Below are 21,229 nucleotides of genomic sequence, written 5' to 3'. Positions count from 1 at the left end.
CGTTAGCTGAGGAAGGCAGCGGCCAACCTAAAACCGGAAAGTTAAATAAAGCGCACAGGCAAGCAAGGTCAGCGATACCGCAAACGCTCCGACGATCCATCCAGGGGTCCCAGGCCGCGTCCGGCGCCGCGGAGTGATACGGCGAGTGACTATCTCCTTCCATAACCGGCACGCTTCCGCTGTATCGCTGAACTCCCCGTGCAGCGCCCGCTTCAGCCAAGCGCGATACGGCGCCAACGCCTCATGTCCATCGACGATGGCTAGAAGATCGCTCCGGCTGCGCGTCTGCGGCAGCTGAGTCGCTGCCTTCTTCAGTGCACTCTCAGCAAGCATATGAATGCAAACGACCGCGAAGGAGAACCAGTCATACGCAGGATCTGCCGTACGGCTTCCCGCTCCCCAGAAGCCGCGGTCGTACCACTCTGTGAACTGCTTGACGCTGTGCCCTTCACTAGTCACGCCGCCGTAATCAATCAGCTCGACCTCGCCATAAGCCCCTACGAGCACGTTCTCCGGCTTAAGGTCACCAAACACCCAGCCGGAGCGGTGCAACTGTCCGAGCTGTTGCAGTAGTTGAAGGCCGGCCACGTCCAGCCAGCGCGGGCCCCGACGAGCCAAGAAGGCGCGCAACGGTTCCCCTTGCACATAGCGCATAACGTAGAAAGGAATCTCCCTTCCCTGGTAAGTGAAATCGTCCACCTCCACCAGGTAATTGAGATCCCGTTCCGCCGCCCCCCGCCGCCGGCCTTGACGCTGCAGTGCTTTCAGCACATTAACTTCCGATTGAATATCCAGCGTATCAAAGCCCAGTTTCAGAGCGTATAATTTTCCGTTTTTCTCCCGTTTCACCAGGAATACAACGCCGTTAGCCCCTTGCCCGAGCAGACGCTGGATCACATACCGGCCGCCATTCCAGCGTCCGATAATCCGCGTTCCCTGCGGCAGGGAAATCTTAGACGACGTAGTCGCCGAGGATTCCATCTTGTCCCTCCGTCTTCTCACGCCAAGACTTACCATGTTCATTCAGTGTACCATATCGCATAAAATCCATCACCTTCAGAAGCGCAGGTCCCGTTGGCGTAGCCCCTCTCATGACGAGGCGTTGGAAGATCGAACGGGCCGATCCCAGATCGCTGGTCCAATCCATATCCAGGACGGCATCCTCTCCGCTATGGGCTCCGGGAAAATGGAAGACCGCCAGTTGACTCTCCCCTTTCCGCGAGCTCAAGCTCAGCATCATATCTCGAATCGCTTCCTCCACGGCCCGAAGCTTCGGCTTCATGCTGGCGCTGGCATCAATTAGAAGCGCCACCTGCAGCGAGCTGTTCTCACTCAGCTCATCGATCACCTCAACGACTTGGGAGCGCTGCTCCGGCGGCAAGTCACTCACCGTCTGATCGCCGAGGATCTGCCGAATCTCTTTATGGACCGCCTGTTGAATCGTCTGAACGACCGTTTTGCGCGTCATCATCTGCATTGTCTGCGCCAGGTTCTCGGTGCCGACAATCCGGCTCATCCCGCCGCCAGCCTTGGCGATTTCAGCGATCTCCTGACTCCCCAGCTCGCCAATCGTACCGTAATCGACAATCCCTACCACATTGACCGTGATTCCTTCCTGCCTTGCCAGCGCCGCAGCCATCACCGGACTTTCCCCGACATTCGAACACCCGTCCGTAATCAACATGATCTGTTTCATCGCATCATCCCGCCCTTCAAATAGATAGAGTTGAACATTCTCGTATCTATCATTTCCAGCTAGGATAGAATTCAAACCAGTTGTACGAAGAAAGATCCGGCCCGGGCCTCATCACTTGCCGATCCCCCGAATTTTATACTTTCTCATATCTACAAAAAGAAAGGAACTTAAGACCGCCGCCTTAAGTTCAATAGAATGCAGATTCAATCTGCATATTTATGTTCAATGCGCATTTCGAGAGTTCCCGTATCCGGGTCCTCCTGATCAATCAAAATCTCCCAATAGTCAGGAGCCAAAGCTCTGAGTTGCCGATAAGCTTCCCGATGCAATTTAACGCCAGCAAAGCGGTTGTTGTCAAAAACATAATCCTGCTCCGCCCGCAACCCAAATTTGATCTCCAGCAAGCTTCGCAGGCCGCCTACGGTCATAAATTTAAATCGGTAGCCTTCTGATAGGGCAATCTTCACCTCATCCAAATGCTCCTGGAGGTATTCCACAAATCCGCCCCACTGCAGCTCCGGGTCTACTCGTTGCTGCAATTCATCGGCGTCCTTACGCTCCAGCAGCTCCATGAGCTCCGCCCCTTGGATGCCCTTCGCCTGAATCCTCTCTAATCGCAGCGCATAGAGCTGCGGCAAGCTGGTTTTTGGTGGTGTCAAAAGCATGACCTCCCTAACTATATAACTAATTCGCTCTACTCTACCTCACACTATACCAAATGGCACGCCACAAAATGCCCTCCGCCCATGTCGCGGAATTCCGGTACCCGCTGCTTGCACTCTTCCGTAGCAAACGGGCATCTCGTATGGAATTTGCAGCCCGAAGGCGGGTTCGCCGGACTCGGAATATCACCCTTCAAAATAATCCGCTCCCGCTTCATGCGCGGAATCGGCAGCGGCACCGCAGAGAGCAGCGCTTTGGTATAGGGGTGCAACGGATGGCGGAATAATTCATCCCGCGAGGCCATTTCAACCATTCCGCCCAAATACATCACCCCAACCTGTGTGCACAGATGCTCCACAACGCTAAGGTCATGCGAGATGAACAAATACGTAAGCCCGCGCGTCTCCTGCAGCTTACGGAACAGGTTGATGATTTGCGCCTGAATCGATACGTCCAGTGCAGAGACCGGCTCATCGGCAATCATCAGCTCGGGGTTAAGAATCAGCGCACGAGCGATCCCGATCCGTTGACGCTGTCCACCGGAGAATTCGTGCGGATACCGATCAATATGATAGGAGGACAGCCCGCAGGAAGCCAGCACCTCCAGCACCCGGTCGCGGATTTCCGCCTTCGGCAGCAACCCGTGGTCGAGCAAAGCTTCACCGATGGCATCGCCCACCCGAATTCGGGGATTCAAGGAACCATACGGGTCCTGAAAAATCATCTGCAGCTTGGGTCTCAACTGGCGAAGCTCTTCATCCCCCAGTGAGTAAAGGTCCGTGCCCTTAAACAGAATGTCGCCGTCCGTCTTCTCCGTCAAACGAACGATGCTGCGACCGACCGTACTCTTCCCGCTGCCCGATTCTCCCACCAGACCGAAGGTTTCCCCAGGCTGAATGGCGAAGCTAATGTCGTCCACCGCCCTCACCTGTCCGGTCGTCCGCTGCAGGAGCCCTGTTTTAATTGGAAAATACTTCTTCAAATGCCGTACTATCAACAGCGGCTCACCCATGGCGTTTCTCCTCCTCATACAACCAGCAAGCGGCTTTCTGGCCGCCTCCAAGCGATTTCAACGCCGGCTCTTTCGTGCGACAAATCTCCATGCAATGCGCGCAACGGTCCTGAAAATAACACGAAGGCTGCAAATCCAGCAAATTTGGCACTTGGCCTGGAATAGAAAACAGCTCATCCTGACGCTGTCCGAGCACCGGCTTCGACTTCAACAACCCTTGCGTGTAAGGATGCTTCGGCGATTCAAATAACGCAGTCACTTCCCCTTCCTCCACGACTTTGCCAGCATACATCACGACCACGTAATCAGCCATTTCTGCGACGACACCAAGATCATGGGTGATCAGCAGGATCGACATGTCGGATTCCGCCTTAATTTGCCGCAGCATATCGAGGATTTGGGCTTGAATCGTTACGTCGAGCGCCGTCGTTGGTTCGTCCGCAATCAGCAGCTTCGGCCGGCAGGAGATGGCGATCGCAATCATAATCCGCTGCAGCATCCCGCCGCTCAGCTCATGCGGGTAACTCTTCATAATCTGCTCCGGCCGAGAGATCCCAACCTGTTCAATCAGCTCGAGGGCCCGCTGGCGAGCTTCCTTCTTGCTCAGCTTCAAGTGAAGCACCATCGGCTCGATTAACTGCTCTCCGATCGTCAGCACCGGGTTCAGCGAAGACATCGGCTCCTGAAAAATCATCGCGATCTCATGTCCGCGAATGGCGCGAAGATGATGTTTATCTAAAGACAACAGATCGGTATCGCCAAATTGAATTCGTCCGCCGATCTCCACCTCGGGGCCGTTTTGCAGCAAGCCCATAATTGACATCGCCGTCACGCTCTTGCCGCAGCCCGACTCACCGACGATACATACGGTTTCCCCCGGCTTGATCCGCAGGCTGACTTCATCAACCGCTTTGATCCGTCCTTCTTCAGTATGAAAATGCGTGCTCAGCCGGTCTATCTCCAGCAAAGTTGACATAAGCTTCTCCACCTACCTGTTCGTTTTCGGATCCAGCACGTCTCGCAGCCCGTCGCCAAACAAATTGATCGCAATGACGGTGGCAAAAATAGACAGCCCCGGCGGAATCCATAGCCAAGGATGCTGCTGGAAGTCGATCAAATTATTTGCGGCGTCAATCATATTGCCCCAGGTCGGCGTCGGTGGCATCACGCCCAGCCCAAAGAAGCTGAGCACCGACTCGCTAAGGATCGCTCCGCCGATGTTCAGCGTAGCGATGACGATAATCAGCGGCACGAGATTCGGCAGCAGGTGATGGATTAGCTTACGCCGGTCACGAAGCCCTAGCACCACCGCCGCCTGCATGAATTCGCGCTCTCGCAGGCTTAGCATTTGCCCGCGGATCATCCGCGCCAGCCCCGGCCAGTTCACCAGACTGAGCATGATCATGACGATGTACATACGGTAATCGGTCGGCACCTTCCACTCCGATAACAGCGCGCCGGCAATGAACAGCAGCGGCAAACCGGGAATCGTTAACAGCAAGTCGGCAAGCCGCATAATGACTTGGTCCACAATCCCGCGATAATACCCGGCAATCGCACCAAGCAGCGTGCCCAAGAAGACGGACAACACATAGATACCAAGCCGACCGTCAGCGAAATACGCCCAGCCTGCAGGACCCGGGTTAGTACGTCCCGGCCCAGCTTGTCGGTCCCCAGCCAATGCTGCCAGCTCGGCGGTTTGTTCATCATCGACATCTGAATTTTGTTATCCGCATATGGCGAGAACAACGGACCTAAGAAGCAGGCAAGAAACATAAAAACAACAACAACGAGGCCTGACATGGCCAGTTTGTTGCGAAGCAGTCGGCGCAGCGATTGCCGCCACAGCGACGGCTTCTTGGACACGGCGGTACGAGCAGCCTCTTGTCCCGGGCCCGGCTTCGGCAAATGTTCTGGAATTGAGTTCATGGTTGCTTAACCCCCTATTACAACCGAACGCGCGGGTCGGCGATATGGTATAGCAAGTCCGATAACAACGTCCCGATCACGGTCAAGATTGCAATCAACATCGTAAATCCCATTAATAACGGATAATCTCGAACGGAAAAAGAAGACATGTATAATTGCCCAATCCCCGGCCAGTTAAAGATTTTCTCAATGATGAGCGAACCGCCAAACAACGCAGGCAGCTCAAACCCCACCAGCGTGATCGCCGGAAGCAGCGCATTGCGCAGCGCATGGCGGTAGAGCACCTTGCTTTCCTTCAACCCTTTGGCCCGGGCCGTTCGGATATAATCCTGCTTGATCACATCAATCATGTTGGTCCGGAAATAACGGGTCAGCGAACCGACACCCAGAATGGTCATAACGATCACCGGCAGGGTCATATGGTGAATCACTTCTTTTACGTAAGCCAGTCCAGTAGCATTGCTCCCCGTTGTGATCATCCCGCCTGGCGGCAGCCATTTCAAATCAACCGCAAGAATTTTAATCAGGAACAACCCGATGAAGAAAGACGGCAGCGACATCGCGGCGAAGATCAGCACCAGCACCAGCGTGTCGAACCAGGAATACTGCTTGTAAGCCGAAATTACGCCAACGATCACGGCAATAAACCAAGTGAGGAACGTCGACACTGCCGCCAGCAGGAACGAGTTCCAGATATAGTCGTTAAACAACCCCAGTACCGGCTTCTGTTGGGCTAACGAATAGCCGAAGTCGCCATGAAAAGCATTCTTCATCCATATGAAGTACCGCTCTAATAGCGGCTTGTTCAAGCCATAGATTTCCCGCAGCTCAGCCTTGCGCTCCGGCGTCAGCTTGATGTTCCCGCTGATGAAGTCGCCGGGCGTCAGCGCGTACAGGCAAAAGATCAGCAGCGAGGCTGCCAACAGAATCGCCACCATATAAATCAATCGTTTGGTGATATAGGCGCTCATCGCGTCGCACTCCTTAGACGAGCCATCCCCTCGCATGCAAGGCACACGAGGGGAGCGGCTGATTTTTCAAAGATTTAAATTCTATTCCAACGACCAGTTCGGCAAGCTGGAGGACAGGCCGGTAAACGGACTGACCGTCAGGTTTTGAATACGGCCGTTATAGGCGTATACGGTCTTCTTATAGCTCGTGAAGATAATCGGCAACTCGTCGTTCAGCAGCTGGAACAGCTCTTTATAAATCGCTTTGCGTTGCTCGATGTCACTGGTGCTCAGCGCTTTGTCGTACAGCTCCTTGACCTTCGGATTATCGTAGCCTTTGATCTCGCCATCCACGAATTGCAGGACGCCGTCGGACGGGTCGGCGAGCATTGGAGTAGAGAAGGAAGCCATATCGTAGTCGCCGCCTTCAACCTTGGAGACTAACGCGTTAAAGTCCGCGAATACCTCCGGCTGGAAGTTAACGCCGATTGCCGCGAAGTTCTCCGTCGCTACAGCAATAAAGACGTCGGTTTGAGCGTTCTTGGAACCAAGGAAATGGATCGTCAGCTTCTGACCGTCCTTCTCACGGATACCGTCTGCCCCTTTCACCCATCCGGCTTCATCCAACAGCTGATTGGCTTTGTCCGGGTCATAGACATATTGGTTGATGCCTTCTTCCGTGTAAGCCCAGGAAATAGGCGAAGCTGGAATGTTGGCGACTTGCCCTGCGCCTTGGTTCGCTTCCACGTAGATGCTTTGGCGATCCAGGCCATACGTCAGCGCCTGTCTCACTTTCTTATCCTTCAAAGCTTCATGCTCCAGATTTAATTGCAGATAACCATAAGTGCTTGGGGTATACGGCAGAATGTTAACGAAGCCCATGCTTTTCAGCTTGTCGATGTTCTCGGTTGTAGCACTGAAGGAAGCGTAGTCCACTTCACCGGTCTCCAGATACTGCCATGTGTCCCCTTCAGAGGTTTTATAGATAAACTTCTCGGTTTTTGGCTTACCCGCATAGTAGTAAGGGTTGGCGACATAGCGCACCTCTTGCCCCGGAATGAACTTCTCCAAGATATACGGGCCATTGCCGACTGGCTTCTCGTGCAGCTTCTTAATGTAATCGAGCTGACCAAACTTGTAGTCCTTCCCATAGTAGGCTTTAGACAGAATATCGCCGCCAAGCAGCACCAGCGCCGTTGCATTTGGTTGCTCCAGCGTAACCGAGATGGTCTGAGAATCTTTCACGGTAATGCCGGAAATGCTGTCCGCTTTCCCTTCCTTGTAGGCTTCGCCGCCAACGATATGTAGCGTAGGAATTTGGGAGTCCCCATCGTAAGCTTTGTCATGCAGCAGTGTCCAAGTAAAAGCCACATCGTCCGTCGTCATTGGCGAACCGTCGCTGAACTTCAAGTCCTTACGCAGATGGTACGTATACGTCAGCTGATCATCGGAAACCTCCCAGCTTTCAGCGAGGCCCGGAGTTGGAAGCCCTTGGTCATCCACCGTCACCAGCGGTGTAAAGAGCAGCGACGACACGTTGCCGTCATATCCGCTCTGCTGGAAGTACGGCGTAAACGCACCGCTTGGGTCGGTCAAGCCAACGATGATTGTATCCGTGCGTTCTTTGGCGATCGCAGGCAGCTTAGACATATCGCTGGCTGGAATGAACTGCAGATTGCCTCCAGCCTCCGAACCTGCGTTGTTGGCGCCAGCCTCACTTTGGCCGTTACCCGCCTGAGCCGATGCCGAATCCGATCCTTGCGCAGCATTGTTGCCCCCGCCGCAGGCCGTAAGGACCAAAGCCCCGGTCAACAATAAAGTTAATAGCGCAGTCACTCGTTTTCTGTTCATTTGCATGATTCTCTCCCTCCGTATTGTCTTTTTTCAGGTGTAACCTTACAATAGACGTTAATTCCGATAAGTTAAGTGGAGTTTTAACGCTCCTATTATACGATCGGGCCACTGTTCTGTAAATAGAGAACTTAATATTTTTTCTTTATTCAGAGAATATAGCATTTATGCCACAAAAAAAAGACCCTGTTCCGTTCGCACGGAGCAGAGTCCTTATGACTGCCAGGACTGACGCTATTTTAGTTTACGATATAATCAACTAATTTCTGGTGCATCACATCCAGCATTTCCGGACGCAAGCTATATTCGGAGATCGTTTCCCCATCGACATGGGCACGGATAAAGCCGCCGCTGCGAAGCTTGGACACATGATCATGCGTAATCCCCTTGGAGATTTGCAAATGACGGACGATCTCCGTAAACGTTCGAGGGCCGCCGCTCAAGAATCGCAAAATTTTCAACCGGCTCTGCTCGGCGAGTGCCCGGAGCATCCGGTAGTCATGGGGAGGAAAATCCGTCTCGTCACCCAGATAGAACCGTGCCGAATAATGACACAACGTGATCCGGCCAAAATGATAAATAATGTTCATCGGCTGAAAATGATAGTGCGGCACAAGAACCAGCTTTTCCAGCCCTTCTTTTGGCAGAAACGTGAGTCCGTTCGTCGTCTTTTCAATGAATACTGACAGCTCGGTCTGGTGGGCCAGCTCCGCTGCACGCGTCTGAGCCTCGGAACGCAGTCCCTCAATCACTTCCGGCGCCAGCTTACGAAAATATTGCTCGTGCCAACTGGACAACACGGACAAGGTACGGGAGCGGTACTGTCCCATATCCTTCGGAAATTGCTGGCTGTACACTGCGATCAGTTCATACAGATCTCCTGGCGTCTTCTCTTCCAGCCAGGCCAGAAACTCCTCGGGGGATGCTTCTTCCGGGCACAAGTAAGCTAGCAAATACGTGATTTTCCAATCGCTGTCCACGTCCATATCGTTGAGAGTGGAGCTGAAATCCGGCGTAATTCGAGATAACGTATCCTTCACCCATACCGGGCCCAAGTCGATTTTTTTATGTGATTTGCGGCATATCATCGTATGTAGGCTGCTGAGTAGTTCGTACCGGGGTTCAAAAGTGACATCCACGCGGTAATCCAATATTCAACTCCCCTTTCTCACCCCCTATTATAACGTGCTTCCCCCCCGTTCAGCCAAAACAAGATTTTTCCGCCAAAAAAAGAACTTGAGGTTCTCACCTCAAGTTCTTACGTAAACCATGACTTCGCCTTATGCGCTAAATGCACCACTACTGTCGTATTTGCGCCGTTGCCGCCACGAGATGTAAAAGTACAGTTCATTTGGGTCAAAATCACCCTTTGGCGCCTGCCATAATGTAAAATTGCAGTTTATATTGGCAGATAAGTCGTTCTTTGGGCATATTGCGCTTTTTTAGATACACTTTTGCATTTGATCCCACGAAAAAGCCGGTTTTCCACACAAGTGAAATGTATTTTTGCAGTTAGAACATCAATTTTAGAAAGCACCGGCATTAATGCCGCTCGAACCGCCCCTCTTTTTGGTCCTCCAGCGCCATGTTTCTAACGATAAAGTGGCGTTTCTTGCCTGTGGCCGTGTAAGGCAGCTCATCGATGAAGCGATAGAACCGCGGTTTCTTGTAAGCCGCCAGCATCGGGTGCTCGCTGCAATATTTGTTCAGCTCTTTGGCGGTCAAGGATTCGTCGCTCTTCACCACGTAGGCTACGACGGATTCGCCGCGCAACTCGTCCGGCACGCCTACGACCACCGATTCTTTGACCATCGGATGCTGGTTCAAAATATCTTCGATTTGCACCGGGTGAATATTTTCCCCGGACGAGACGATCATGTCGTTTTTGCGGCCGGCGACGGTCACGAACTCGTTTTCGTCCCATGTTCCCATATCGCCGATATAGATCCAGCCTTTGTAGAAGACCTTCTCGCTTTCACCGGGATTATTGATGTAGGAGTACGTTGTTTTCCCGGGGGCTTTCACGATAATTTCGCCCACTTCGGTACCATCCTTGGCGACATGTTCATGCGGCTCTGCTCGGCGGTCCGGGAACACTTTCACCACGGCGACTTCGTCGTCGGTGCAGGCGCGTCCGGCAGAACCGGCCATTTCCGGCAAGTCGTAAGGACGCAGGAACGTATTCCAGAACGCTTCCGAAGTCCCGTAGCCGTTAAAGATGTTCTTTGTCAGCACCTGCTGATATTTAATGCAATCCGCCCCAGACAACGGTGCCCCCATCGTGACAATGCCTTTGAGCCCGGACAGATCGGCATTCTCTTTCAGTTGCGTATCATGCAGCATCTTCAGCATTGGCGGTGCCCCGATCAGGAAGGTCAGTCCGTATTTGGCCACGTACTCCAGCACCGTTTTCGGATGGAAGTAGCGGAGAATGACCATTTCGCCCCCGACATAAAGCGTTGGCGTTGGTCCGCCGGAATGCAGGCCGCCGCGGTGGAACCACGGGCTCATATTCATCGTTTTGTCGACCGGGCTGAGTGGAAAATGCATTGCGACATCATGAGCCGAGAGCACTTCGTTGATATTGTTCATCGGTACGCCCTTTGGCATCCCCGTCGTCCCGGAGGTATACAAGCGGGTGACCTCATCATAAATATGCGAAGCCCGTTCGATCGGCGGATTTGCCACAGGCTGCTGCTTCACGTAATCCGAATATAAAATATGACCCTGCGGCGCTGTTTTCGTGCCGGTATAATCGACCATGATAATCCGGCGCGGCCGATGGCGGGCCATTTCCAGCGCCCGTTCGGCGGTTTCTTGAATTTCTGCGTCATAGATATATACTTGAGGTTTGCTGTCATCAAGGATATGGGCGGTTTCGCCGGGGGACAGTTTAAAGTTGATCGGGCAATTGATCGCGCCCAGCTTTTGCGGAGCCAGATAGCTGAACACGAATTCCGCTGAATTCAACAGCTGATACAAGACCACGTCGTTTTTGCCGATGCCGTCCCCGATCAGCGCATGGGCGAGACGATTGACCTCCTCGTTCAGCTCTGTATAAGTCCAGGTTCGTTCTCGCAGCGGACAAGTTAATGCCGGACGGGTCGCGGACCGGTGCACGTTCCGCATAAAACCGTTGATATAAGTGAACTCATGTTCAAACGTATCTTTAAACATCCGTACATCGTACGTAAATTGGTTGATCGTCTCCATCGATGGATCCTCCCTATCTTCGTGGATTTGCACTTCCGTTATATTCGCCCACAATGAGCGACGAGTTCTGGCCGCCAAAACCAAAGGCGTTCGACATCGCCATCCGTACCCGGGCGGCTCGCGGCCGGTTCGGAACATAATCAAGATCGCATTCCGGATCCGGATGCTCGTAATTTAACGTTGGCGGCACAATACCTTCCCGAATCGCACCGATGCAAGCAATCAGCTCCGTCACTCCGCCGGCGCCCATCAGATGCCCTGTCGCTCCCTTGGTCGAACTAACAGGAATTTGTCCAGCGTGTTCACCAAAGACTGCCTTCAACGATTCCGTTTCAATCCGATCACCGAGTGGAGTTGAAGTGCCATGCGCGTTGATGTAATCGATATCGGTTGCGCCGACTCCGGCCTGATCCAGCGCCATGCGCAAACAACGAATTTGTCCGCTGCCGCTTGGTTCCGGCGAGGTGACATGGTAAGCATCTGAACTGTTGGCGTAGCCGAGCAGCTCGGCTTGAATCTCAGCGTCCCGCGCTTCGGCATGCTCCAGCGTCTCCAGCAGCACCGCGCCGGCGCCTTCGCCCATCACGAACCCGTCACGGTCCCGCTCGAATGGTCGGCTGGCCCGAGACGGCTCTTCATTCCGTGTAGACAACGCCCGAGCTGCGGACAAGCCCGCCCCCATCAGCGCGGACAAAATCGACTCCGCACCAACAGCCAGCACGGCATCAGCTTGTCCCGAGAGCAGCAGCATCCGCGCCATACCAATCGCGTCTGCCCCGGAGGAGCAGGCGGTGTTGACGGTGAGGCTTGGCCCTTGGATGCCATGCATGATGGAGATGTGAGCCGCCGCAATATTGCCCAATATCTTCGGCACCAGATGAGGCGACACCCGATAGCTGCCGCTGCTAGTGATATGCTCCTGCGCTTGCGCCGCCGAGGAAATGCCACCCAGCGCCGTACCTACCACGATGCCAATCCGTTCGGGACGCGCCTTCAGCCGGCTGTTTTCCAGCGCTTCTTGCGCCGCAGCAAAGGCAAACTGCATAAAAATATCCGATTGTCCGACCAGCTTCCGCGGCATAAAGTCGGCCGGGTTAAAATCCTTCACTTCTGCGGCAATTTTCACGGGCATCGCTTCCGCGTCATATCGCGTAATCGCTGCCACGCCGCTTACTCCCGCAAGCAATCCCTGCCAGTAGGCCGGAACGCCGATGCCCACCGGCGTCACCGCGCCAGAGCCGGTAATCACTACTCTGCCGCTACGCATGGGGCGACCCTCCGCTCTCACGAACTTGTTCACTGCGTTGCCGGTGGGTTTCAGTTAACTGATTCCACAGCTCCGGATGCCGCTTCTCCAGGTTGACGGGCTGCCCATGCTCGTCCACGTACGCATGGGTCGTCATCCCCTCAGCAGCCAGCACCCCGCCTTCCTTATACAGCTGATAGGAAAAAGCCATTCGACTTCGGGTCAATGAGCTGATCCAAGTGCTGAGCGTCACTCTTTCTTCAGGACGCAGCATTTTTTTATATTGGCAATCTGCCGTCAAGCAGACAAGCGAAATCCCTTGATGGTGAAAGGCGCTCATATAAGGCAGCCCATAAGACTCGAGCAATCTCATGCGTCCATTCGTAAACCAGTCAAAATTTTTCGCGTAATAGGAAATCCCCGCCGCATCGCAATCTCCCCAGGTCACAATCATGTCCAGGTCGTATCGTGCCTCTGTGCGATTCATTGTCATCCCTTCTTCCTAACGAAAAGTAAGTTAACCACCATAATTCTACTCCCATCGAACAAAGTTGAAAATATCAAAAAAATGTATTCCTTCCATATCCTTGAATCCTTGGATTCAACTCCATTCCTCGCACCTAAGAAAAAAGAACCTGAGGTTCTCACCTCAAGCTCTCGGTTAACTCACGGTACGCGGTCGCTCCAATCGGCTGATGCCGGGGATATGCAACGTAGCCCACTCTGGCTGCATATGATCGATATTCGCCACAACTACGGTCATATCATCATGAATGACGTTCTTCTGATACCGGATAACGGACTCCAGCAGACAATCGGCGATCTCTTGCGGATCCTCGGCCTGGATCTCTTGGATCAGCCGCTTGATCCACAGCTCCTTGTTCACCGCAGGGCCCGGCGCATCGTAGATGCCGTCCGTCATCATGATCAAGGTATCTCCCGGATAAAGCTGAACGGACACCAGATCAACCTCAATATCCTGGATGATGCCGATCGGCAGGTTGCTGGCCGTCACCGGGATGACCTCTGAACCTCGCTTGATGAAGCTTGGGGAGGAGCCGATCTTCATAAACGTTGTCCGCGCCGTATATTGATCAATCAGCGCCATGTCCACCGTCGCGTACACCTCATCGGGCGAACGCAGCATCAGAATCGAGTTCACCGATTTAATCGCCAGCGTCTCCTCCATGCCGGACTGCAACAGCTGCTCGAGGATGTTCAGCGCCGTACTGCTCTCCAGCCGCGCGCGCTCCCCGTTGCCCATCCCATCGCTGATCGCCACAGCGAACGTGCCGTTGCCCAGCTCCTTGGCGCTAAAGCTGTCACCGGAGAGCATGTCCCCGCCTTTCGCGGTGCCGGCAACCCCGGTCGTGATTTCAAACGCTTTCGCCGAGCCGAAGGTGACGGTCGCCAGGCCTTCTCTGCCTCCATGATGAATTTCATTCATGACTGCGATATGCTCGCCGAGGATATCGGACAGCAGCGGAGCAATAATCTTCCGGCATTCATCAAAACCTCGGGTGTACGCATGTACAATTTCGATCTCCACATTCCCGTGATCCAGACTCACAATGTCGATGCTATGAATAGACAAGCCCATTTTCTCTAACGCTTCGCGGATTTGCTCCTCTTGCTTGTACATGGCTTGTCCTTCCCGTTGGATCTCCCGGGCCAGGTCCTCCATCACCTGCGAGACACCGGAGAGTTGCTCAGCCACCAACTGGCGGCTGTCGTAAATTTGCCGTTTCCAATGCAGATCGTGCTGATACAGATCGTACTCGTGTTTCATAATGTCCAACACCTGGTCGGTTTTCGCGCACATCTTCAACCATCTGGCCGGCAGCTCGTCCGGGGTAATGTCTGGCTTCTCCTCAATCGCGGTCATCATCTCCGTCATCAGCTTGTACGTCTGATAGAATCGACCCTCCCAGCAAGTATTCTTGCGGAAGCAGGTCGCGCAAGCGCCCTGGGTCACCGCGTTCATGAAATGGTCAATCTCCTCGCTGCGCTTTGCGATTTCCCCAGTGCTGGATACTTGTCCGAAGCTGCGCGCCAGCTGCTTGAAGACTTGGGAGAACTGCGCCACCCGGCCAGCTGTGATATCGCGTACCCGTTTGGCGTATTCATGCTGCGTTTTAGCATGCTCCTGTGTGCCGGGCACGTATTTGGCAATCACTTGAACCGTCTTTTTGGGGGTCAGCAGGAAGAATAGAACTGCGACGCAGCTCTCCCAAGTGGAGGACATCACATCCGCCGGGCCGGCAATATAGATGGACAGAATGGACGAACCGAGCAGCATGCCGAATCCGACCGCCCATTTCCGTCCTTCCCGGAGCATCCCGGCCAGCATCCCGGAGAACGCCAGCAAGCTCATTTGGTACAAGGCCGATGTATCAGCAAGGCTGAGAATCAAGCCGGTGATGACGCCAACCGAAGCGCCTAAAGGGGCACCGCCTGCCAAGGCGAACAGCAGGATCAGGTACCTCGACAACACGTGCTCCGCCGATAATCCTTGAATCTCCCATCCAACCGTACCGGTCATCACGGAAGCCAGCAGAATCACGAGGCACAAAATTTCCTCCCCGCGCAGCTGGTAATGCTTCTTCCGGTAAGTAAACACCGGGACAGCCTGAATGAAGACCAGCGTCAGTACGAAGCTGAGCAGCGCATCCATTACGGTCATCGCAAGTGTGTACCAAGTCAGGGAAGGGCCAATTACCGCCCCGAACATCCCAACGAAGAACGTACTCGTAAATACCATAATCGGCGCATAGGAGAGATCTGCCCGTTCAAAAGACTCCAGTCCCTTTTGTAACAAGGCGAAGATCAACAGCTCCACGGCGATTTCTATCGCATGAAGATGAGCCCCCGGCGTCAACAACGCTCCGCCGACCATCGCCGCCCCCGCGAACCACGCGATATCCCGCCGCATGAAGCGAATCACCGCAAAGAAAGCGACGGCAAAAGGAGCCAGCTCGTCCAAGATCGTCGCCCGGCCCAGCAGGAAGCTCATCGCTAGAAGCAGTCCGGTCCACTTGTTGACCGCGAACAGCCGCCCAGCCCGCTGGATGATTGGCTGGTCTAGCAGCATCTTCCGCATCGCTCCCTTGTCCCATGCCTTCGCCTTTCTCATCCCTGGAAACAGGGTGACATTCCACTTATTCAACATCCTGGCACCGCCTTTTCCAAATTAGTAAGGTATGTCCCATTATAGGAGGCTAGAACCGGAAAGTTTGTCAGATATCGGAGCCGGTGCCAAAGAAATTTCCGACAAATTGAGAGAGAACGCCGACACCGCGCGAATCCAGGCCCCCCATAGCGATGGACCGCATCAGGGGTTTCTATGTTCGCATGGGAAATCCCAGGCTGTGTCTACGAACAAAGGCTATTTAAACGCGCTCCTCGTAAAAAACCGTAAGAACCTGTCGGCAAAAAGCCCAGAGGCGACAAAACCTGTTTAATCGCATAGGCAAAAGTCAACTTATGAAGATTGGGGCACGAAAGCAAACAAAAAACCGCAGGCGAGCGATTCGCCTACGGTGGGTTTGAGTAGTTAAATTTTCAGGGATTACATTCGTTTGGCTCCGCGACCTCCGCGTTTGCCTTCCGTATTCTTCTTCAACGAAGAAATGCGCTCCTCGCTGTCCTTCAGGAAACGAGAAACTTTGTCTTCGAATGAGGATTTGCTGGCTGGGGGCTTAAAAGAGCGTCCTCCCCGGTCCCGGTTAAATCCGCCGCCAGGACGGTCACCTCCGATTGGCCGGTCCGTTCTCGGTGCACGAGGCGGTCTGGCTTCGGCCGGTTTGTCAACAGCCTGCTTGATGGAAAGTCCGATCTTACCGTCCTTATCGACATTGATTACCTTAACGGTAACCGTATCGCCGATTTTCAGATGATCGTTAACGTCTTTCACGTAATTATCGGCGATCTCCGAAATATGAACGAGACCCGTGACACCTCCTGACAGATCCACAAATGCTCCGAAATGCGTGATGCCTGTCACTTTTCCTTCTAACTTGGTGCCCACTTCAATTGCCATAAAATAAAATGATCCTCCCTTAAAAATATACAGCCAGGCCTCGAAATCTTGACTGCGGTGATTTGATTATACCGAATGACTGAAACAAGGTCAACAGACGGATGTCCCGTCAACCCGCATGGGGTCAGTCATTTCCGGCTTCGGACTCGGATACCCGGACAGGGATTTCACCCGGTTTGTACAGACCATATTTCTTCATGGCAATTTGTCCAATGTATTCGGGGTCATTCAAACGGTCAATCTCATATTTGAGCTGGTTCAAGCTCTGCTCACTGGCTGCCTTGGCGGCTTGCCGCTCCGCCAGCTCTTGCGATTTGCTGCCGATCTCCCCGGCTTGCGAGATGTACGTATATCCGGCCCAGCTTAAAAACAGGACCATAAATCCCATCCAGATCCGCAACCTGCGCTTAGCGAAAGCAGATCCGTTTCCGGAAGATGAAGTTTTGTTCGATGGTTTCGGATTTGTCGACACTTCGCGCACCAAGGCACACCTCCCAGCCTTATTCCTTGTAGAACCAGCGTAATAGACGCAAAATGCGCTCTCGCCACACGACCGCTGAGCGCCGAATCTTGTCCACCCCTTGCGGAATCCGAAGTCTTGTCCATATAGGTCTAAGCACCCATACGAGCAGCTTCCAAATCGGCAACAAGGTGATCCGGCCTAGGAACAGCAGCACGATCCAAACGAATCCGAGCAGAACGCGGATCATTTTGACCAACCATTGTAACGGAGCGATGATGAAAATCTCGATCGTTCGTACGATAAACCGATAAAATTTGTTAGCTATCCTCATTAACATTAACACAAAACGCTCGGTGAGAGAACTAAGGAACAAAAAATAAATCCAAATACCTAAAAAAAGTCCTAAAAAAACATAGAACCTTAGTTCCCCATGGTTGCTGTGATACAACGTACGAAAGACGAATAAGGCGGCAGCCAACCAGTAGAGCAAATCGAGGGCATGGACACTCCAGCGGGGAAACCGGAGTTGTCCCGAGACGACGCGATAGCTGTCAAAGGCGATGCCCATGATCCCCCCGGATGCCAGCATCCAGAGCAGGGTCGCCCATTGTGTCTCCAAATTCATCGGAACAGCTTGCCGAGCAGGCCCTTACTGGACGAATTGGACCCCGGGTCCAAATACGAAAGCGAGTTCACCGTACCTTCGATGCTGACCAGTCCCTGCTCCAGGTTCAGGTTTTTGATATGTAAATTATGCCCTCGGATCGTCATCGCACCAAGTTCGGTTTGAAGTAAAAACTCCTCGCTGTCGAAGCTCTCCACATTGAGGACCCCTGTAATATCCAGCAGCTTGCGATTCAGCAAGTGCAGCTCCTGATGCTTGGCTTTATTTGGTTCGACCATGGCATGTACCCCTCCTTCTTATCCCTAGCTTATGGACGAAAAACCGTCTTTAGAACAAGTTCCTTCTAGGCTTTAGCGTGATCTTCTTTACTGTTTTCCGAAATCGCTTTCAACTACGATGGAGAGGAAGAGATTGACATTTGTCGGAGGCGAACCCCAATGCGTCAACCATTCTCAAATGAACCCGATTCGGATCCAAAATATCGCATGGAGACCGACGCGCTAGGCCCCAAAGCGATCCCGGCAGAAGTCTATTACGGCATTCATACGGCGCGAGCGATCGAGAATTTTCCGGTCAGCGGGCGGCCCGTCCATCCCCGGCTGATCGAAGCGATCGCCGTGGTCAAGAAAGCGGCGGCGCGAGTGAACGGCCGGCTCGGCTTGATCCCGGCTGATGTGGCTTCGGCGATTGAGTGGGCATGCGACAAGATTGCGGGCGGTGCCTTGGCCGATCAATTCGTCGTGGATGCCCTGCAGGGCGGCGCGGGCACGTCCACGCATATGAACGTCAACGAGGTGGTCGCCAATTTAGCGATTGAACGGCTGGGTGGGACCAAAGGCGACTACCACCTGGTCCATCCGTTGGACCACGTCAACCGATGTCAATCGACCAACGACGTGTACCCCACCGCGCTCCGAATCGCGGCGATCCGGCTGCTGCGCCCGCTCAGCGACGCATACGCCTCCCTGCAAGAGGCACTGCAGGAGAAGGAGCGGGAATTCGCGGATGTGCTGAAGCTCGGGCGCACGCAGCTGATGGATGCCTTGCCGATGATGGCCGGCCAGGGGTTTGGCGCTTACGCCAAGGCGGTCGCCCGCGACCGATGGCGGCTGTACAAAGCCGAAGAGCGGCTGCGCGAGATGCATCTCGGCGGCACAGCGATCGGCACGGGACTCGACGCTCCGCGCGCTTACATTTTCCAGGTCACCGACACGCTGCAGGAGTTGACCGGGCTGGGCCTGGTGCGCAGCGAATTTCCGATGGACGGGACGCAGAATATGGACGTCTTCGTCGAGGTGTCCGGGCTGCTGAAAGCGGCAGCCGTGACGCTGTTCAAGATCGCCGGCGACCTGCGGTTGCTGGCGTCCGGCCCCGCCGGGGGCATCGGCGAGTACACGCTGCCCGCCGTCCAGGCCGGCTCGTCGATCATGCCGGGGAAGGTGAACCCCGTCATGGCGGAAATGGCCGGCCAAGCGGCCATGCGCGTGATCGCGAACGATGCCGCGATCACTTGGGCCGCCGCGAGCGGCCAGCTCGAACTGAACGCGTACGGCCCGCTGATCGCCGATTCCCTGCTGGAATCGCTGGAGATTCTGGGGCGGGCCGTGCCGCTGTTCGAGCAGCGCTGCATTCGCGGCATCGCCGTCAACGAGGGCGTATGCCGCGAGCATCTGCGGCGCTCCACCGTGCTCGCCACCGCGCTGGTCCCGCATCTCGGCTACGAGGCGGCTGCCGAGATTGCCGGGATCGCCCGGCGCGAGGGGCTGTCGGTGGAGCAGGTCGCTGTGAGCGGCGGCTGGCTGACCGCCGAACGCGCCGCGGACATCCTGAATCCGCTGCAAGTCACGAAGCCGGGCATCCCCGGCGAATAAAGGGGGATGATTTAGATGAGCCTGAACGCAACACCGCGCGGGGAGCGGATTCATATCGCCGTCTTCGGCCGAACAAATGTGGGGAAATCGAGTGTGGTGAACGCTTTGACGGGCCAGGAGACAGCGGTCGTCTCGCCGGTGCGGGGGACGACTACCGACCCGGTGTACAAAGCGATGGAGCTGCTGCCGCTGGGACCGGTGGTGCTGATCGATACCGCTGGCTTAGACGACGAAGGCGCGTTAGGTGAGCTGCGCAAGCGAAAAACACGAGAGCTGATCCACCGCGCCGACCTTGCCTTGCTGGTAATCGATGCATTGACGGGTCCCGATGACTTTTATCGGGAGCTGTTAGCCGAATTGAGGCAACGGAAGATCCCAGTCGTCGGCGTGGTGAATAAAGTCGACGCGCTGCTGGATGACGACGCGAGATCGACTGCACTTAGCGATGTGAAGGTTATGCTCGGCCTTGAATGTGTTGCGTTCAGCGCGTTGAGTGGCCGCGGCGTGCCAGAGCTGAAGCGGGCCATCGTTGCGGCGCTGCCGCACGAGGAGGAACGCTTCCGGCTCGTCGGCGACCTCGTGGCGCCGGGTGATCTGGTCGTGCTGGTCGTGCCGATCGACAAAGCCGCGCCCAAAGGCCGGCTGATCTTGCCGCAGCAGCAGACGATCCGCGACCTGCTCGAGAGCGATGCCATCGCCGTCGTGACGAAGGAGCACGAGCTCCGGACCACACTGGATCGGCTCGGGTCCAAGCCGCGGCTCGTCATCACCGACTCGCAGGTCTTCCTCAAGGTCGCCGCCGATACGCCGCGGGACGTGCCGCTGACCTCGTTCTCCATCTTGTTCGCCCGCCATAAAGGCGACCTTAACGAGCTCGTCCGGGGCGCACGGGCCGTGGAGAACCTCCGGGACGGCGACCGGGTGCTGATCGCAGAGGCCTGTACGCACCATCAGCAGTCCGACGACATCGGCACCGTCAAAATCCCACGCTGGCTCCGGCAGACCACGGGCAAGCAGCTGCAGATTGAGCACATCTCCGGCTACAGCTATCCGCCGGATCTGTCCCGCTACGCGCTGATCGTGCATTGCGGCGCCTGCATGCTCAACCGCCGCGCTATGCTGCACCGCCTCAGCGAAGCCAAAGCTGCCGGCGTCCCGATCGTCAACTACGGCGTGCTGATCGCCTACCTGCACGGCGTGTTCCCTCGCGCGATCGAGCTCTTCCCCTCCGCCATGATGGCGTGGGAGGAGGCAGCTCGGGAGACATAGTCGCGGTAAGCGAATCGCGGTTGTAGTGAACGAGTCGCTGTCACGGGGAGGGAACTTCGGCTTCGCTGCCAGTGAAGGGCCGCCCGTGGTCGCTGTTGAAGCCAAGCTGGACTTCTAACGCTTGTCAGCAACGTTATTGGACTCAACCACGGTCCCCGCACCTCCAACGCTTACCAGCAACGCTATGGGGGTAACCACAGCGCGCCTCACCTCTAGCGCTTACCAGCAACGCTATTTTGCCCAAAACGAGGGATTTGAGAATCTAACGCTTATGCGAGAGCTTATTTGCCCATTTCGCCCTCGAAATGAGGTCATTTCACGCAAATAAGCTTCCTGACAAGCGTTAGAATTGAAATTTCCCTCTTTTCGCCCTAATAAGCGCTCTGGCAAGCGTTAGCCAAG

General features: G+C 54.8%; 18 protein-coding genes and 1 pseudogene. 2 read left to right on the top strand and 17 right to left on the bottom strand.

The genetic code is table 11. The features are described 5' to 3' along the window. Positions 1 to 27: 27 nt before the first annotated feature. The 17 genes and pseudogenes from PBA01S_RS12740 to yabP form a co-directional block, all read right to left on the bottom strand. A complete protein-coding gene (locus PBA01S_RS12740; protein WP_016314670.1) occupies positions 28 to 981 on the bottom strand; it encodes a serine/threonine protein kinase in 954 nt (317 codons plus the stop codon). After that, positions 953 to 1,696, bottom strand: coding sequence for a vWA domain-containing protein (locus PBA01S_RS12735; protein ID WP_016314671.1), 744 nt, complete (start codon positions 1,694 to 1,696; stop codon positions 953 to 955). The genes PBA01S_RS12740 and PBA01S_RS12735 overlap by 29 nt, the downstream gene beginning before the upstream one ends. 203 nt (positions 1,697 to 1,899) lie before the next feature. Continuing rightward, on the bottom strand, positions 1,900 to 2,361 hold the full coding sequence (locus tag PBA01S_RS12730) for a hypothetical protein (RefSeq protein ID WP_244268382.1): 462 nt from the start codon (positions 2,359 to 2,361) through the stop codon (positions 1,900 to 1,902). 44 nt (positions 2,362 to 2,405) lie between these two features. Continuing rightward, positions 2,406 to 3,371, bottom strand: a complete 966-nt coding sequence (locus tag PBA01S_RS12725) for an ABC transporter ATP-binding protein (RefSeq protein WP_127576110.1) — start codon at positions 3,369 to 3,371, stop codon at positions 2,406 to 2,408. Next, positions 3,364 to 4,347: an ABC transporter ATP-binding protein gene (locus PBA01S_RS12720; protein WP_085279739.1), complete on the bottom strand. Its 984-nt coding sequence runs from the start codon at positions 4,345 to 4,347 to the stop codon at positions 3,364 to 3,366. Before PBA01S_RS12720 ends, PBA01S_RS12725 begins: the two co-directional genes overlap by 8 nt. Before the next feature lie 12 nt (positions 4,348 to 4,359). After that, positions 4,360 to 5,300 (bottom strand): annotated as a pseudogene (gene opp4C / locus PBA01S_RS12715) (oligopeptide ABC transporter permease). A gap of 17 nt (positions 5,301 to 5,317) precedes the next feature. Continuing rightward, positions 5,318 to 6,271 (bottom strand): ABC transporter permease, encoded by a 954-nt coding sequence (locus PBA01S_RS12710; protein ID WP_028539657.1) that lies wholly within the window; start codon positions 6,269 to 6,271, stop codon positions 5,318 to 5,320. Between the two features lie 81 nt (positions 6,272 to 6,352). Further along, positions 6,353 to 8,107, bottom strand: coding sequence for an ABC transporter substrate-binding protein (locus PBA01S_RS12705; RefSeq protein WP_371859530.1), 1,755 nt, complete (start codon positions 8,105 to 8,107; stop codon positions 6,353 to 6,355). A gap of 233 nt (positions 8,108 to 8,340) precedes the next feature. Further along, positions 8,341 to 9,252, bottom strand: coding sequence for an ArsR/SmtB family transcription factor (locus tag PBA01S_RS12700; protein ID WP_028539655.1), 912 nt, complete (start codon positions 9,250 to 9,252; stop codon positions 8,341 to 8,343). 391 nt (positions 9,253 to 9,643) lie between these two features. Then, positions 9,644 to 11,314 carry a class I adenylate-forming enzyme family protein gene (locus tag PBA01S_RS12695; protein ID WP_127576108.1) on the bottom strand — a complete coding sequence of 557 codons (1,671 nt, stop codon included), beginning with the start codon at positions 11,312 to 11,314 and terminating at the stop codon, positions 9,644 to 9,646. A 13-nt stretch (positions 11,315 to 11,327) separates the two neighbouring features. Next, positions 11,328 to 12,581: a beta-ketoacyl-ACP synthase II gene (gene fabF, locus PBA01S_RS12690; protein ID WP_016314681.1), complete on the bottom strand. Its 1,254-nt coding sequence runs from the start codon at positions 12,579 to 12,581 to the stop codon at positions 11,328 to 11,330. Continuing rightward, positions 12,574 to 13,047 (bottom strand): acyl-CoA thioesterase, encoded by a 474-nt coding sequence (locus PBA01S_RS12685; RefSeq protein ID WP_051417068.1) that lies wholly within the window; start codon positions 13,045 to 13,047, stop codon positions 12,574 to 12,576. The genes fabF and PBA01S_RS12685 overlap by 8 nt, the downstream gene beginning before the upstream one ends. 174 nt (positions 13,048 to 13,221) lie before the next feature. Beyond that, positions 13,222 to 15,729, bottom strand: a complete 2,508-nt coding sequence (gene spoIIE / locus PBA01S_RS12680; protein ID WP_127576107.1) for a stage II sporulation protein E — start codon at positions 15,727 to 15,729, stop codon at positions 13,222 to 13,224. A 399-nt stretch (positions 15,730 to 16,128) separates the two neighbouring features. After that, positions 16,129 to 16,599: a S1 domain-containing RNA-binding protein gene (locus PBA01S_RS12675; protein WP_016314684.1), complete on the bottom strand. Its 471-nt coding sequence runs from the start codon at positions 16,597 to 16,599 to the stop codon at positions 16,129 to 16,131. A 124-nt stretch (positions 16,600 to 16,723) separates the two neighbouring features. Beyond that, entirely contained in the window at positions 16,724 to 16,987 is a 264-nt protein-coding gene (locus PBA01S_RS12670) for an FtsB family cell division protein (RefSeq protein ID WP_244268384.1), read from the bottom strand. 112 nt (positions 16,988 to 17,099) lie between these two features. Further along, entirely contained in the window at positions 17,100 to 17,687 is a 588-nt protein-coding gene (gene yabQ, locus PBA01S_RS12665) for a spore cortex biosynthesis protein YabQ (protein WP_016314686.1), read from the bottom strand. Further along, positions 17,684 to 17,965: a sporulation protein YabP gene (gene yabP, locus PBA01S_RS12660; RefSeq protein WP_009226328.1), complete on the bottom strand. Its 282-nt coding sequence runs from the start codon at positions 17,963 to 17,965 to the stop codon at positions 17,684 to 17,686. The genes yabQ and yabP overlap by 4 nt, the downstream gene beginning before the upstream one ends. A gap of 159 nt (positions 17,966 to 18,124) precedes the next feature. Between yabP and PBA01S_RS12655 the strand changes: the two genes are divergently transcribed. Both PBA01S_RS12655 and hydF read left to right on the top strand, forming a co-directional pair. Further along, positions 18,125 to 19,558 (top strand): aspartate ammonia-lyase, encoded by a 1,434-nt coding sequence (locus PBA01S_RS12655; RefSeq protein WP_174844484.1) that lies wholly within the window; start codon positions 18,125 to 18,127, stop codon positions 19,556 to 19,558. A gap of 15 nt (positions 19,559 to 19,573) precedes the next feature. Beyond that, positions 19,574 to 20,827, top strand: coding sequence for a [FeFe] hydrogenase H-cluster maturation GTPase HydF (hydF, locus tag PBA01S_RS12650; RefSeq protein ID WP_127576106.1), 1,254 nt, complete (start codon positions 19,574 to 19,576; stop codon positions 20,825 to 20,827). Positions 20,828 to 21,229 lie beyond the last annotated feature (402 nt).

The organism is Paenibacillus barengoltzii NBRC 101215, assembly GCF_004000745.1.
GTDB lineage: Bacteria > Bacillota > Bacilli > Paenibacillales > Paenibacillaceae > Fontibacillus > Fontibacillus barengoltzii.
This window is presented reverse-complemented; position numbering and strand designations above follow the sequence as displayed.